The 16,041-nt window shown below is 32.1% G+C and carries 14 protein-coding genes; 3 read left to right on the forward strand and 11 right to left on the reverse strand.

Annotation, left to right across the window (positions count from 1 at the left end; translation table 11 throughout):
- Window positions 1-366: 366 nt before the first annotated feature.
- The 7 genes from E0H99_RS02340 to E0H99_RS02370 form a co-directional block, all read right to left on the reverse strand.
- Window positions 367-1,485, reverse strand: a complete 1,119-nt coding sequence (locus tag E0H99_RS02340) for a glycosyltransferase family 2 protein (protein ID WP_131990797.1) — start codon at window positions 1,483-1,485, stop codon at window positions 367-369.
- Window positions 1,454-2,728, reverse strand: a complete 1,275-nt coding sequence (locus E0H99_RS02345) for a flippase (protein WP_131990799.1) — start codon at window positions 2,726-2,728, stop codon at window positions 1,454-1,456. Before E0H99_RS02345 ends, E0H99_RS02340 begins: the two co-directional genes overlap by 32 nt.
- 76 nt (window positions 2,729-2,804) lie before the next feature.
- The gene (locus tag E0H99_RS02350) at window positions 2,805-3,350 is read right to left on the reverse strand and encodes a hypothetical protein (protein WP_131990801.1); all 546 of its coding nucleotides are present in this window, start codon (window positions 3,348-3,350) and stop codon (window positions 2,805-2,807) included.
- A 108-nt stretch (window positions 3,351-3,458) separates the two neighbouring features.
- Window positions 3,459-4,448: a hypothetical protein gene (locus E0H99_RS02355; RefSeq protein ID WP_131990803.1), complete on the reverse strand. Its 990-nt coding sequence runs from the start codon at window positions 4,446-4,448 to the stop codon at window positions 3,459-3,461.
- 9 nt (window positions 4,449-4,457) lie between these two features.
- The gene (locus tag E0H99_RS02360; protein ID WP_131990805.1) at window positions 4,458-6,137 is read right to left on the reverse strand and encodes a DUF6909 family protein; all 1,680 of its coding nucleotides are present in this window, start codon (window positions 6,135-6,137) and stop codon (window positions 4,458-4,460) included.
- A 36-nt stretch (window positions 6,138-6,173) separates the two neighbouring features.
- On the reverse strand, window positions 6,174-7,661 hold the full coding sequence (locus E0H99_RS02365) for a GH3 auxin-responsive promoter family protein (RefSeq protein WP_131990807.1): 1,488 nt from the start codon (window positions 7,659-7,661) through the stop codon (window positions 6,174-6,176).
- Between the two features lie 8 nt (window positions 7,662-7,669).
- Window positions 7,670-8,185, reverse strand: coding sequence for a peptidase (locus E0H99_RS02370; protein ID WP_131990809.1), 516 nt, complete (start codon window positions 8,183-8,185; stop codon window positions 7,670-7,672).
- 211 nt (window positions 8,186-8,396) lie between these two features.
- Between E0H99_RS02370 and tatA the strand changes: the two genes are divergently transcribed.
- Window positions 8,397-8,570 (forward strand): twin-arginine translocase TatA/TatE family subunit, encoded by a 174-nt coding sequence (gene tatA, locus E0H99_RS02375; protein ID WP_131914599.1) that lies wholly within the window; start codon window positions 8,397-8,399, stop codon window positions 8,568-8,570.
- 41 nt (window positions 8,571-8,611) lie between these two features.
- On the opposite strand, the gene E0H99_RS02380 is transcribed toward tatA, so the two are convergent.
- Window positions 8,612-10,735 (reverse strand): Tex family protein, encoded by a 2,124-nt coding sequence (locus tag E0H99_RS02380; protein WP_131990811.1) that lies wholly within the window; start codon window positions 10,733-10,735, stop codon window positions 8,612-8,614.
- Window positions 10,736-10,799: 64 nt separating this feature from the next.
- Here E0H99_RS02380 and E0H99_RS02385 point away from each other — a divergent pair, with 64 nt between their 5' ends.
- Complete coding sequence (locus E0H99_RS02385) at window positions 10,800-11,069, forward strand: DUF1294 domain-containing protein (RefSeq protein ID WP_131990813.1); 270 nt, start codon at window positions 10,800-10,802, stop codon at window positions 11,067-11,069.
- Here the strand turns inward: E0H99_RS02385 and E0H99_RS02390 are convergent.
- The 3 genes from E0H99_RS02390 to E0H99_RS02400 form a co-directional block, all read right to left on the reverse strand.
- Window positions 11,048-12,190: an ATP-binding protein gene (locus tag E0H99_RS02390; protein WP_131990815.1), complete on the reverse strand. Its 1,143-nt coding sequence runs from the start codon at window positions 12,188-12,190 to the stop codon at window positions 11,048-11,050. The genes E0H99_RS02385 and E0H99_RS02390 overlap by 22 nt on opposite strands.
- Window positions 12,191-12,320: 130 nt before the next feature.
- Window positions 12,321-12,749 (reverse strand): ribose 5-phosphate isomerase B, encoded by a 429-nt coding sequence (rpiB, locus tag E0H99_RS02395; protein WP_131990817.1) that lies wholly within the window; start codon window positions 12,747-12,749, stop codon window positions 12,321-12,323.
- Window positions 12,750-13,492: 743 nt separating this feature from the next.
- Window positions 13,493-13,726 (reverse strand): DUF2007 domain-containing protein, encoded by a 234-nt coding sequence (locus E0H99_RS02400; protein ID WP_131914594.1) that lies wholly within the window; start codon window positions 13,724-13,726, stop codon window positions 13,493-13,495.
- A 118-nt stretch (window positions 13,727-13,844) separates the two neighbouring features.
- On the opposite strand from E0H99_RS02400, the gene rnr reads away from it, so the two are divergent.
- Window positions 13,845-16,037: a ribonuclease R gene (gene rnr / locus E0H99_RS02405; RefSeq protein ID WP_131990819.1), complete on the forward strand. Its 2,193-nt coding sequence runs from the start codon at window positions 13,845-13,847 to the stop codon at window positions 16,035-16,037.
- Window positions 16,038-16,041 lie beyond the last annotated feature (4 nt).

Consider the following 16,041-nt stretch of genomic DNA (forward strand, 5'->3'; position numbering starts at 1 on the left):
TACAATATAAAATCAAGAAAAAACAACCGGAAATCAGCAATGCAAAGTATTGTCTAATAAACCTATTTATACCTCCAGTATGTTTAAAATAATTAGTTGAAACCGAAACTACATTGAGTAAAGTGCTTATAAAACACCAGATTAAAAAAATTGCACCTATTTGAAAAATAGGACTTTTGTATGGTACAAATATTCTTTTTGTCACTACAACTTCAAGAAGCAAAAATAAAAACCCTAACATCAAAAAAAGGGCTCCTGCTTCACTTTTAAATTCTCCCAAAAAAGGAATCCCTTCATACTCGTTGAACGGAAAGAAGAAAAGTCCTAAAAAAAATAATATTGTATATAATTTTCTGAGCAATATTTTTAAGTTTTTTTGAATTTAAAATTATTTAAATTTCGAATAATCTCTGAAGTTTTTGGGTGATAGGTCAATTTAACCGCTAAAACTAATAAATATAAACCAGCTACAGATTTGTTTTTTATAATTTTCAAAACCAATGCTTCAAATATTCCTTGGTTTTTTAAAATGTCTTTATGGTATTTCTTTGATAGCATATTGACTTCTGGATCAAAAACCATTATTTGTATTTTTTTAAGTTTATCACTAAAAGAAATTTCTGCTGTGGCATACTTAAATAGTAAATAAAAAACCTTCTGGATAAATCGAATTGCTTTTAGTTTCTCAAATTCCCCGTAAGGAATCGTTAGGTTATATCTTTTTTTATAATCTACATGAAGTTTTTGACGAGCTATCCCAAAATAATCTATTTTAAATATATTCTTAGATACTCCATTAAAAACTTCTCTATAAAAATAGCCTGCATAATCTATAAAAAGCACATTCGAAACCGTGTTAAAAACCCATAAATTAAACATTTGATCTTCTTCATATTCATTTGGAAAAACAATGCTATGAGAAATAATAAGCTCTCTTTTGTAAATTTTATTCCAAACTGCAAACAAATCTTCTCTTTCTAATAAATTTGGAATAACATTTTTTTGAATGAAATTTTGATCATACAATATATTCACTGGAAATATTGCATTTTTAATAATGTACTTATCATCTCTTCCCAAAAAATAATTAGAGATAACTATGTCAGTATCAAATTCAGTTGCTCTATTGTATAAATTTTCAAACATCTCCTCCAAAACAAAATCATCTGAATCTACAAAACCAATGTATCTCCCCGTAGCATCAATTATCCCTATATTTCTAGCGGCACTTCGTCCTACATTCTCTTGATTTATTAGGATAATCCTATGGTCCTTTTCTTGAAATTGTTTTATAATTTGCTGGCTGGAATCAGTTGAGCCGTCATTGACAAAAATAAACTCACATTCCTCTAATGTTTGACTTATCAACGATTGAATACAATCAGCCAAAAATTCTTCTGCATTGTATACAGGAATTATGACGCTTACTTTAATTTGTGTCATGGCTCTTTTATTAGCAGAATTTATCCGTTTCTCTTTTTGCATAAAACCACATTCCTAATACGATAAAAATTTGTGTAATAGTAAGCGCAATTGCCGTTCCAAGTTCTTTATAAAAGTAGGTTAATCCTAAATTTATACTGATGTTTAAAACGGTTGCCCATAAGATGACCCGAAAATATAAATTATCCTTCCCTAAATTTAGTAAAATTTGTTTACCAAACATCGTGTCTAAGAATGATGCAAGTGGTATGATTATCAATATTTTAAATAAAATGATGGCTGGATTCATCGCTTGTCCATAAACTAATGTTATTATTTCTTTAGAAAAAAAGAATCCCAAGAGCACTATAGCCGAAAAAAATATTCCTCCAATTATTGTAATCTTATTTATTTTCTTAATCGTCTGTATTTTATTTGAAATCATTTCACTAGCCAAAAAAGGAAACAAGGCATTCGAAATGGGAGTTTGGAAATTCCCAATTGCTCTCGCTAATTTTTCTGCACCACTAAAATAACCAACTGCTTGATTGCCTACAAAAATCCCTAATATCAATGTATTGGTATTGGTAAATAAAGAAATTTTTAATTCGGACAAAAAAACATATTTCCCTTTAATTAATTGGTTTTTAATTCTTTGAAAGGATTGTAGTTTTAATGGTAAATCAAAGTGCTTCTTCACAAAATAAAAAGATATGATTCCGGCGCTAATAAAGCCTAAAGCATTAAAAATAGGAACTAAAAAATAATCCTCTTGTTCTTTAACAAAAACAAAAATTGCGATGGTGAAAATAATTTTTGTGAATAAATTTATATAGGTAATATATCTCATTTTTTGCATTCCTTGGAAAAACCAAACTGGAAAAATAGCCTGACCAAGAACCGATCCAAAGGAGAAAAAATAAATTTCCCAATGATTTCTGAATATTTCAAAACTAAAAACAATAATTGACATCAAAAGGAAACAGAAAACAAGCAAAAATAATTTTGTAGACATTACATCGTTAAAAATATCTTGTTGCATTTTTTTGTCATCGATTGCAACCGAAATATCTCTGGTAGCGATTGCGTTGAATCCAAAATCTGTAACAATCTGAAAATAGGTGATTAATGCTAATGAAAAAGACAGTAATCCGAAAGTTTCTATTCCCAAAACTCTGACCAAATAAGGTAAGGTAATTAAGGGTAATAACAAATTTAGACCTTGGAGTATAGCAAGGTAAACAAAATTAGAAACTAATATTTTGTGCTTTTTATCGTATGGGACATTATTAAAAAAACTAAACATTTGTTTCGTGTGTTTTATATAAAAAGAAGGCTATACCTTAACAGGAATAGCCTTTGAAAATTTTGCTCATTATAAACTATAATTTAACCCCGCTAACTTTTTCAAGCGCTATATAAATTGCTGGTTTTGTATTAAAAATCGGGTCGTATTGATCTCCTTTTGGAAGGAAAGTCACTGTCGACGAAGTCTCATCAAATGCTATAAATTCATTAGGCGTAAAGTATTTTAGCAAATCTTTTTGATCAACTCTAAATGTTCTGCCTTCAAAACTTAAAGTTATGGCGTTAATTTTTAGCGGTTCTTGATCTTTTTTCGAACTAATATCAAAACGAATATCATTTGGTATAACTCCTTCAGGAATGCTGAATATTACGGTTTGAGGCTCTTGTTTACCTTTCAAACCATAATAAACGGTATTTTTTTCGTCAAAATAATTAATTGAAGGGTCTTTATAAAAAAGGATTAATTCGTCATCTTTTTTAATCACCAACTCAACTGTAACATCAAATGTGTTGGCTTTTACTTCTTCAACTGGGGCAGCCACTTCTTTCTTATCTTCCTTTTTACAAGAAACTAATGCTAATGTTAAGAAAAAACTTGCTGCTATTACTTTTATTTTCATTTGTGCTTTTTTACAAAAATATATTTTATTTCTTAAAGAGAAATTTGTTTTTATATATTTATCTGTTCTTGAATTATTTTTTACTTTACAATCGTTTTACCCTACTTATTAGCTGTTTTGTAATGCTTTTAAAGCTTGTTTTCTATAAAAAGCGATAAACAATCGGAAAAAAATAAAGCCCAGAATAAACAACATTGGCAGAACAAATTTTAATTTTCCGTTGACAGAACTCTTATTTTCAATATTCAGTGTTGAACTGTTTTCTTTTACAATTTTATCTAAACCTATCAAACTAACTCTATGGGTTCCCTGCTCATTAATTAGAACTTCTTTAGTCTTGATAATATCATTCAACTGTGTGTTTTCATTATAATAAACCAGTTTCTCACTTTTTGCAGCGCCATTTACCCTGTTAGAAAATCCGTTTAAAACTCCATTTATTTGTGAAATCATAGAGTCATTTTGGATCATCTTAATTTGAATATTGTTTATTTCTTCTTTTTGAATTATCTTGTAATAATCGGTTTCGTTCAAAAAGTCTAATAATGGCTGAACTGTTTCTTTATTGTTGGTTAATTTTCCTGTGATAAATGATACCTTATGAAACGTATAATTTTTACTGGTCAAATTATCCTCGACCGTCTTTTTAATATCACCATCTTCCGCCATCAACTTGATTAATTCAAAATTTTCCGGTTTATTTTCAATAAATTTATAAACATCCGCTATTGGATTAATTTCAATTTTTATTAATTCTTTAGGCTTTTTTATACCTAAAACTTCTTTTAAAAAAACGGTGTCTCCCTCTTGGATTTTTGATTCTACCAAATCAATCTTTGAATATAAATAATCCGTACTCCCAAAATTTGGAGTAACAATAATTTGATGATTATAGATTTTTTTTGTTGCGTCTAAATAAAACCCTAATCCAACTCCAATTACCAGCAAAATTGAGACTACAATCGCATTTTTTACAAAAAATTGAATACATCTAAATAAAAACGTATTAATATTTTTAAAAAAACTTCCTATTTTTTTAAAAATTTGCATCAAATCAATTTCCTGATCCTCTTGGTTGTTGGGTTGGTTTTTGCTCATCCTATGTTTTTATTTTGCGTTGAAAATTTGTTCTAATATTTTAATGGTAATCAAATAAGTAGGTTTTACACCCGTAGTTCCCAGCCCGCCTGAAGCCAATGTACTTCCGGTTTCCAAAGGATTATCTGATGCATAATACGCATATCTCACTTTGATATCATGAGGAACACTTTTTCTAATTTTTGATGCCGATTGAATGGCTTTTTGGTAATAAGAACCTTCCATTTCCAATCCAATAACTCCCCAAGTTGATTCATAGAAAAACTTCAATAAATCTCTGTTTTGTAATGAAGTTCCCAAAACAGTAACCATTGGTCCGGCAAAAACAGCAATATCATTCCCTTCAAACATATCTGCAGTCAATTCATTTTCGAAAAAATAATTATCCGCAGTTCCTTCATTGATATGTGCGTTCGGAATCATAATATCTCCTTTTCCACCTTCCAGAATTCCCGCTTTTCCCATGATAGAAACTGATTCTACATTAAGTAAAGTCGCTTTTTTATACGGTTTCAATAACTCATCTATCGTTTCATAAGCTTGCTCCCCAAAAGCGTAATCCATAACAATCAATACTGGTTTTTTATCTCCGGTATTTGCCTTAGGAAATGATGTTTTGGACCAATCAATTTTGGCTGTATCAAAAATCTGAACGTCAATATTTGTTCCCGATGTATCCGGCAACGAAATCATTCCGTGTTTCAAAGCTACCGCCGAAACCTGATTTCGAACTTCATGAGCGCCAGACTTGCTCAACTCTTCATAAATAAAGAAATCAGATTTGTCTATAAACTTCGTTTTTAAAACCTCAGTGGCAAAAATAGAGTTCATCACACTGTGCATGTTCGCACTAATCACATGAATCTGACGGTCTAAAAGTTGGTTGTCTTTTAAAACCTCCTTGATGTTAGTAGCCCAAATTTCGCCGTGAATATGATGTCCCAATCGTTCTCTTAAAATAGGACTAAAGGTAATCGTTCTCTTATTATCGTCTACTATTTCTTCAATAGCGAGTTTTCCTAACCAAAAAATAACGTGCAAAAATCGATCTGGCGCCGCCGTTGAACCAAATGCATCATAAATATCCAACACTTCCTCAAATGTTCTCCCCAGAATATTCGCAGCATGGGATATGGCTTTTTCTTTTTCTACAAGGGTCAATTTTTTCTTTTGAGAAACGGCTTGTTCCAGTTTGAACCAATCGCGGGATACTTCTCCGGCGTCATCCAGTAAAACTCTGTTTCTAATTTTGTGTGATTCGATGAAAATAAACGTCAAATGCGTCAAAATATCATAAATATCCGAGCGTCCTCGGGTGATTTCCACGTTCATTTGTTCCTCATCGATACGGTAACAATTGCGTCGTCTTTTTGGCGGAACAATCGCTTGAAAATGAGATTTTGAATAGCCTTCTTCCGAAGTTAAATTGATAAATCGACATTCTTCAATTCCTACCGGAAGACGCTCTATAACGTACAAAAGCCCATTTAATTCTACTTTTTCATCTGCAATATTTCCATATATTTCTGGGCTTAATGCCAATAATGCTTCTCTCAATGTATCTCCAGAAACACCCATTGGCTTATAAAATCCTCTATTGAAAAGATGACGCATGGTGATGTACATTTTTTCAATTGCCGCCGATGATTCTTGCGCTCTAGAGCGTGATATATTTTTGGTTTCTTTCATTTTCTAATTATTTTCTAACCTTCAAAGGTAACTTTTTTATTTATTTTTTAATAAATCTACGATATTTCTGTCATTAGAAAGTCTTGGGATTTTATTTTGTCCACCCAGTTTACCTATCGATTTCATATACTCTTGGAATCCATTTTTAGCCACTTTGGTGACAACCACTTTCCGCAACACTTTCCCCACAATTAAATCATCATAATACATGTTTTGTTTGCGCATCGCATTGTCTAACGCTTCCGCAAAAATCACACTGTGCTCTGGTTCGTTCTCAAATTCTATGAACCATTCGTGGTACGGCAATCCTTCTGCTGGTGTAATTTGAGGCGCCACCGTAAATTCATTGATGCGAATATTCGTTCCGATAATTGCTTCCTGCAACGCACTTTCCACTTCTTTACCGATCACATGTTCCCCAAAAGCCGAAATATAATGTTTGATTCTTCCCGATACTATGATTCGGTATGGTTTTAAACTGGTAAACTGAACGGTATCTCCAATATTATACCCCCAAAGTCCCGCATTTGTAGAAATAATTAAGACATAATTCACCCCCAGTTCCACTTCTCCGATGGTGTATCGTCTTGGATTTTCAGTATAGAATTCATCACTTTTTATAAATTCATAGAAAATTCCGGAGTTCAAAAGCAGTAACATTCCCTTTTCTTTTTGGGAATCCTGATACGCAAAAAAACCTTCCGAAGCAGGAAATAACTCAATACTGTCTACTTTTCTTCCTATCAGATTCTCAAATTTAGCGCGATACGGTTCGTAATTTACTCCGCCGTAAATAAACAAATTGAAGTTTTTGAAAATGTCTCCCACGGGCTTCCCTCCTTTTTGATGTAATTTCTCAAAATACATTTGAACCCAAGATGGAATACCAGAAATGACCCTCATGTCTTTATTAAATGTTTCCTCTACAATCGCATTTACTTTGGTTTCCCAATCCTCGATACAGTTTGTTTCCCAAGATGGCATCCTGTTTTTTTGAAGGTATTTTGGAACAAAATGCGCCACAATTCCAGACAATCTTCCTAATTTAACTCCATGTTTTTCTTCCAATATTGGGCTTCCTTGCAAGAAAATCATTTTGCCGTCAACAAAATCAGCGTTTCCTGTTTCATGTATATAATGTAGAATTGCATTTCGAGCCGCCTCAATATGAAAAGGCATGGATTCCTTAGTCAACGGAATATATTTAGCTCCGGAAGTAGTTCCGGAAGTCTTGGCAAAATAAAGCGGTTTTCCTTTCCAAAGGATATTTTCCTGGCCTTTTACCACCTTATCAACATAAGGTTTCAATGCCTCATAATCCCGAACCGGTACCTGTTTTGCAAAATCTTTCTCATTTTTTATTTGGTCAAAATGATGGTCAATGCCAAATTGTGTTTTCTTCGCTTCTTTGATTAATTTTTGTAAGACCTTCTTTTGAGTTTCAATAGGATTATTGGCCCAAAGTTGTGTTTTTTTGAATATTTTTTGTGCAAATAATTTTGCAGCAGTAGATTTTATTGACATTATTAGAGTTATTTTTTTGTGTCTTGTCTCCTTCCCTTCGGGGAAGTTGGGAGGGGATTTTTTTCTTCTTTCGCTACTTGCTCTCTCAATTCCAATTCTTGCTTTGATGCAGATAAATCAGCTTGAGAAGGTACTTCATCTGCTGCCGAAAGTATCGAATCTTTATTGAATTTTGCATATTCTAACTCTCCTGTCAACACTTTTTGAATCGACTGGATATAGGCTTCGTTTTTCTTTAAGGCTCGTGACAAAGAATCTGATTTTAAAGCCAGTCCCATTGCGTCTTTCTTTAATTTTGAGGAATAATAGCCTGGTATAAATTCTCGTAAAGGAGTAAAAGCAATAACAAAAGTGGTAATGATTGTAATTATTATTGCCCCTAGAGTCGCTACCACAAAAACATTCATTAAAGTAAGTTTCAAAGAAAATGTCTCTTCAAAAGTATCTTCGTTAAGTATTATTAAACGTCGTTTATTGAATAAATTTTCTTTGATTTTGCGTCGTTTTAGTCGTTTTTTTGACATACTTTTTTATTATTGAACAAATATAACAATTATTGTCGTTGATTGTATTCGCTTGTTTTTGTTCACTTTTCTTAAACTAAATTTATTTTTAATAAATTTTTAACGCTTTTAAAACCAAATAAATGTACCAAAATGAGATTCCGTTAACAAATTCTATTTACCTTTGCCTTTAGATTTATTACAAATTTGCTTCGGCATAAATTATCATATTATGAGTAGTATAGGTGTTACAGAAATCCTTGTTATATTGGCCATTGTTTTATTACTTTTTGGAGGTAAAAAAATTCCAGAATTAATGAAAGGTTTAGGAAGCGGAATTAAAGAGTTTAAAAACGCAGCCAAAGACAGTCAACCAGCTGATAAAAAAGAAGAAGAAACAAAATAAAAAAAGGCTTTTCATAATTTGAAAAGCCTTTTTTTTATTTTTTAAAGTATCATACTCAACTGGATACGTTTTCTGCCTTCATCAACCTCAGTGACTTTTACCTGAACGTGTTGGTGCAATTTAACTACTTCATTGACATCACTTACAAAACCCGCTTTGAGTTGGGAAATATGAACCAAACCACTTTCTTTCACTCCAATATCCACAAAACAACCAAAATTGGTAATGTTATTGACAATTCCAGGTAAAACCATTCCTGTTTTTACATCTTTAATCGTTTTTACATTCGGGTCAAATTCAAATACTTTAGCTGCTTTTCTAGGGTCTAATCCCGGTTTTTCGAGCTCTTTAATAATGTCTTTCAAAGTCAAAACTCCAATATCGGGCGTAATGTAATTTTCGGGTTTTATCAAAGCCGTTTTTTCTTTGTTGGCAATCAAATCATTCACTGTAAGTTTCAAATCTTTTGCTATTTTCTCTACAATTCCATACGCCTCGGGATGCACTGCTGAATTGTCCAAAGGATTTTTTGCATTCGAAATTCGAATAAATGCAGCACCTTGCTCGTATGCTTTTTCACCTAATCTGGGTACTTTTTTCAGTTGTTTCCGATCAGTGAAAGGGCCGTTTTCAGAACGATATTGTACAATATTTTCGGCCAGCTTCTCTCCTATTCCACTCACATAACTCAACAAATGTTTACTCGCCGTGTTGATGTTTACTCCAACAGAATTCACGCACCGAATCACCGTACTGTCTAATTCTTCTTTTAGCTTATTTTGGTCCACATCGTGCTGGTATTGGCCTACGCCAATGGCTTTTGGATCAATTTTTACCAATTCGGCCAATGGATCTGACAATCGCCGTCCGATAGAAACTGAACCTCGAACTGTGACATCATAATTAGGAAATTCATCTCTGGCAATTTTTGAAGCAGAATACACAGATGCTCCTGCTTCGGAAACGATAAAAACCTGAACCAGTTTATCAAAAGCTATTTTCTTGATGAAGAATTCCGTTTCACGTGAAGCCGTTCCGTTTCCTATTGAAATGGCATCAATTTTATACGAATTCACCATCGAACGAATTTTTTTCATCGCCATGGCTTCCTCTTTTTGTGGCGCATGCGGATAAATGGTTTCATTGTATAACAAATCTCCTTTTTCGTCTAAACAAACAATTTTACAACCACTTCTAAATCCCGGATCGATTGCCAGAATTCGTTTTTCACCCAATGGAGGAGCTAGTAATAATTGTCCGAGATTGTTCGCAAAAACCTGAATAGAATTGGCATCAGCCTTGGCTTTTGCTTCTTGCAAGGCTTCATTTGAAATCGCCGGATTCAATAATCTTTTATAGCTGTCCTCGATAGCTAATTGTACGTGTGGCGTGGTTTTATTTTGACCTTTTAAAACTAACGCATCAATAATATCATATGCTTCATTGATATCAACTTCTACTTTAAACTTGATAAAACCTTCGTTTTCGGCACGAAGCATCGCCAACAATCTATGCGAAGGCGCTTTCGTCAACGGTTCTGACCATTCGAAATACTGATTGAATTTCTGGGCTGCTTCTTCGTCTTTTTTAGTTTTTACTACTTTGGTGGTGATGGTTGCTTTGCGTTCGTACAATCTTCTGAGTTGCTTTCGAACATAAATATTTTCATTAATCCATTCGGCAATAATTTCTCTGGCTCCTTGCAACGCTGCTTCTTCATTGATGACATTTTCATTCAAATATTGTGTGGATATAAAATCGACATCGTCATTATTTTGCGCCATAATGATTTTGGCTAACGGTTCCAATCCGTTTTCACGGGCAACATCGGCTTTGGTTTTTTTCTTCTTTTTGAAAGGCAGATAAAAATCTTCCAGTTCTTGTAAATCAAAACTTTGCTGGATTTTTTTCTCTAATTCTGGACTAAGCGCATTTTGTTCCTGAATCGATTTTAAAATCGCTTCTTTGCGTTTTACGATTACTTCATACTCCTTTTGGAGTTTGGCAATTTGTTCTATTTGTACTTCATCGAGATTTCCTGTTGTATCTTTTCGATAACGCGAAATGAACGGAATGGTACAATCTTCTTGTAATAATTGAACTGTGTTTTGAATGTTTATCGCTGCAGTGGCAACGACTTTTGATATGAATTGTATATTAGTCATTTTAAATTTAAGATTATAAAATCATGTTGCTAAAATAGTATCTTTGAGTCAAAACTCCTTATTTATGTCTTTTTTATTCTGGTATTTTCCGCTTATTAATTTAGTTGCTTTTTCAATAATAGGAGTTGACAAACGACTGGCCATACAGCAAAAATGGCGTATTTCAGAACGTAATTTATTGCTTACGAGTGTAATTGGCGGAACAATTGGTTCTGGATTAGCGATGCTTGTTTTCCGACATAAAACTTCAAAAACATCTTTCTTATGGAAATTTTTTTTAATTGGTATACTGCAGGTTTTTATAGCATATTTCTATGTTATAAAATCTAAATAATTACTCTTGTTAATGACTTCAAAAGTAGCATCCGGATAGGCTTTTGCGAAAGCGGTAGGAATTTTAACTTTTTTGGTTTCACTCCACTTAAACTCAAATCCAGCCAGTTCTTCTCCCTTTTCTTCAAGCCAGTCTAGTTCTTGCTGATCATAAGTGCGCCAGAAATAATTATTGTTTTTTATTTTTAAATAATTTTGCTTTTTAACGCGTTCTACTGCCAAATAATTTTCCCATAAATCACCTACATCTGTTCTGGAATCTAATCGATTGAAATTATTAATGATACCGTTTCTAATACCATTGTCGTAAAAATACCAACGACTGGATTTCACAATTTCCTTTCGAAGATTGCGACTGAACCCTTCTACCTTAAAGATAATAAACACTTTAGAAAGCAAATCTAAATAAGTAGCAACTGTATTTTTAGACATTTGCAACTGATTTGCTAATTCCTGCAACGAAACTTCTTTCCCTAATTGATAGGCTATCAATCGCAGCAAATCATATATTTTATCGGCGTGTTTTATTCCATCAAATACTAAAATATCTTTAAGTAAATACGAATTGATGATTTCATACAAATACTCTTTTTTATCCTCCCAATCTGAATATTGAATCAGTTCCGGATAGCTTCCAAAGAGTAATCTTTCCTCTAATTTTTCTGCAGTTTGTTTGTAATTTTCGTATTGGGAATATTCCATTTGTGCTAATGGAAAAAGAAACAAAGTGTTTTTTCGTCCTACTAATGGTTCGCCAAGAGTATTGTTTAAATCAAATATGGAGGAACCTGTTGCAATGATTTTGATTCCTTCAATAGAATCCACAATTAGTTTTAAAATAAGTCCAATATCAGGAATAGTTTGGGCTTCGTCTATAACCAATAAATCAATATTGTGTAATAATCGCTTATAATTCGCTACGGAACGTTCTTTGAGTAAATTAGAGTCATTGATATCTTCTCCGTTCAGTTGTAAATAACTTCCGTCAGGAATAGTTTGAAGGTAATTTTTTAGTAGTTCGGTTTTTCCAACACGACGTGCGCCCAGTAAAATTAATACTTTATTAGGAAGTACTTTTTTACCAAAATCTTGAAATAACGCTCTTTTTAAATAATTTTCCATTCTATTTGATTTAGAAATCTAAACCAAATATAATCAAAAAACATTAATTCAGTCAGTGTATTGACTGAATTAACATTAATTCAGTCAATACACTGACTGAATTAATGTAATTTCAGTCAATTAAAAGTTTCTAGCAAGAAATTTTATCTACACGATTTTGGTGTCTTCCACCTTCAAATTCGGTATTTAAGAAAGCCTCTACCATTTCTACTGCTTGTGGAATTGAAGTAAAACGAGCAGGAATACTAATAATATTCGCATCATTATGTTGACGTGCCAAAACCGCAATTTCTTTCATCCAACATAAAGCAGCGCGAACTTTAGACTGTTTGTTTACTGTCATAGAAATTCCGTTACCACTTCCGCAAATAACAATTCCAAAATCAGCTATTCCTTCAGCAACATCAGTAGCAACAGGATGACCAAAATCTGGGTAATCTACACTATCTGCTGAATCCGTTCCGTAATTAGTAACCTCATGTCCTTTTGCTTTAAGCATTTCGACAATAGCTTTTTTGTAATCTGGTCCTGCGTGATCGTTTCCTATGGAGATTTTCATCTTATATGTATTAAGTTGTGTGGTGCAAATTTAAATAAAGAAATCTAGTTTTGCCGAATTTAAATCTCGCTTCTTTAATTGATTATTACAATTGATAAAAGTCATTAAAAATAAAATTAACAGTAGATTTTATAACTATCAGATTATTATTTGATTAGCGGTTATCAACAATCTTAATAAATCTATAAATAGCTATAAATCAATACGTATTTTATTTATAAAATGTTAAAAATTTACATTGTTAATAGTAAAACGCAATTCACTGATATTCAGTTAACCTTAAATTAACATACAATGTTCATAACTTTAGATAGAATATTAGAAGTTTTTTTGGGTTGTAACCAAAAAATAAGTAATCCAAAACCCATATTAGAAATCCAAATTTAGTTCGTTGAATTTTTAGAATAGTTATCAATATTAAAAAGTAGTTTATCAACAAATTTTAAAAAATTACTTATCTACAAAATCAATTCATTTTAGATTATTAACCATTGTTAATTAAAATTAGAAAAGACTTTAAAACGAAGACTTTAGTATAAAATAACTATGTTGATAAGTCCGTATAACATCTTTAAACTTGGTTTCAACACATTTTAAAATAAATTTATTGCGACTATTAACACACTATAATAACAACCAAGAAAGAATTTAAATTTAATTTTTCTTTTTGTTTATTTAAATATATGTTGACAACTTAAAAAAAATTAGAATTCAAAAAATAGATTTTAGCGTTTTAATTTGTTTTAAACGATCGTTAGATTGTTATTCAAGTCGTCTAAAAATTTTTGTACTTTTTCAAAATCACTGATGTGAATTTTTAGCTTGATTCCACCGTATGCAAAACTCCCAAATGGATCGACTGAAACTAAGGTTTCGTTTTCAAAAAAATAGTTAATTTTTTCTTGTTCCAATAAATGCTTCAGCACTACAATTTCATGTGAATAATTAAAAATTGCAATTGTTTGAAAGTCTTCCATTTTGATTGTTTTTATAAAGATACAACTATTCTTTAAAGTTATATTTTCTTTAAAACTGTGAACTCTTTAACGATAACAGTTTAGTATTTTGTAATTTTAGACTTTTAAGAACAGATTTATGAGTAAAAGATTAAGAAAGCCGATAAAAAAAGAGAAAGATTTCTCTGATAAAATACTAAAAATATTATCGCAAAGTGCTAATAAAGCATTCAACTACAAACAAATAGGAGCAAATCTGGAACTCGACGATACCCAAAGCAGAAATCAAATTATAAAAGATTTGAAGATTCTGGCTTCGCAAAATAAAATTATAGAATCAGAACCTGGCAAATATTTAGTAAAAGCAGTGAGTCAGGATTACTATGAAGGTAAAATTGACATGACGGGACGTAAAACAGCTTATTTTGTTTGTCCTGAAATGGAAGAAGATGTTTTTATTCCTACCAATAATTTGAATCATGCTTTAGACAAAGATATTGTCAAAGTGTATGTTTATAATCGAAGAAAAGGGAAAAGACCTGAAGGTGAAGTGATTGAAGTGATTGAAAGAAACAAAACCGACTTTGTTGGTGTAATCGACATTCAAGCTAATTTTGCTTTTGTTTCTACAGCCAATCCAAAAATGTATACTGATATTTTTATTCCAAAGGATAAAATAGGCGAGGCGGAGCAAGGCGATGTAGTTTTGGTTCATATCGAAGATTGGCCAGCCAGAGCCGATAGCCCTTTTGGTTCCGTAATAAAAGTTTTAGGAAAACCTGGAGAACACGATACGGAGATTCATGCTATCCTTGCAGAATATGGATTGCCATCAGAGTTTCCTATTGAAGTAGAAACATTTGCACAAAAAATTGATACCTCAATAGAAGAAAGTGAAATTGCTAAACGACGTGACATGCGCGATACGTTGACTTTTACCATTGATCCAAAAGATGCTAAAGATTTTGATGATGCTTTATCATTTAAAAAATTAGAGAATGGTAATTACGAAATTGGTATTCACATTGCCGATGTTTCGCATTATCTTCAAGAAGGAACAATCCTGGATGATGAAGCGTATCAAAGAGCGACTTCGGTTTATTTAGTGGATCGAGTAGTGCCAATGTTACCGGAAGTATTATCAAATTTTGCTTGTTCATTACGACCTAACGAAGAAAAATATACGTTTTCGGCTATATTTGAAATTACCGAAAAATCACAAGTAGTGAATCAATGGTTTGGTAGAACAGTAATTTATTCTGACCAACGATTTTCTTACGAGGAAGCGCAATACATCATAGAAACGAAGGACGATGTTATTCCAGAAGAAATTTCGATAACCGGTAGTTCGTATCAAGTTTCGGAAGCAATTGTCTCAGCGACGCTAAAAATGGATGAATTAGCTAAAATTTTCAGAAAAAGAAGAATGGCCGATGGAGCCATTTCTTTTGATAAAGTAGAAGTAAAATTCAATTTAGATGAAGCAGGAGAGCCTCAAGGTGTTTATTTTAAAGTTTCCAAAGATGCCAATCATCTGATTGAAGAATTCATGCTTTTAGCGAATAAAAAAGTAGCAGAATACATTGGTAAACAAAAGAAAACCTTCATTTACAGAATTCATGATGAGCCAAATGAAGATAAATTAATTGCCATGCAAACGGTAATTGCAAAGTTTGGTTACAAAATCGATTTTAGAAACAAAGGTGATATTTCGAAATCATTGAATGCTTTGATGGAAGAAGTAAATGGTAAAAAAGAACAAAACTTAATTGATACTTTGGCAATTAGAAGTATGAGTAAAGCCAAATATTCTACGGATAACATAGGACATTACGGTTTGGCTTTTGATTATTATTCACATTTTACATCGCCAATTCGCCGTTATCCTGATGTAATGGTGCACCGATTATTACAGCATTATCTTGACGGAGGAAAATCAGCTGATGAAGAAACGTATGAAACGAAATGTGTTCATTCTTCCACTATGGAAGGTTTAGCAACAAATGCGGAAAGAGATTCTATCAAATACATGCAGGTAAAATACATGCAAGATCATCAGGATCAAGAATTTTTAGGAGTAATTTCTGGTGTGACAGAATGGGGAATTTATGTGGAAATTATTGAGAATAAATGTGAAGGAATGTGTAGAATTCGAGATATAAAGGACGATTATTACACTTTTGATGAGAAACAATATGCACTAACTGGCGCAACTTCGGGTAAATTATTACAATTAGGAGATGAAATTTACGTTAAAGTAAAAAATGCCGATTTGGTTAAAAAACAACTGGATTTTAATTTTTTAAGAAGAATTGAAGAACCAATAAAATAAAAAA

The sequence above is a fragment of the Flavobacterium sp. GT3P67 genome, assembly GCF_004349155.1.
GTDB lineage: Bacteria > Bacteroidota > Bacteroidia > Flavobacteriales > Flavobacteriaceae > Flavobacterium > Flavobacterium ranwuense.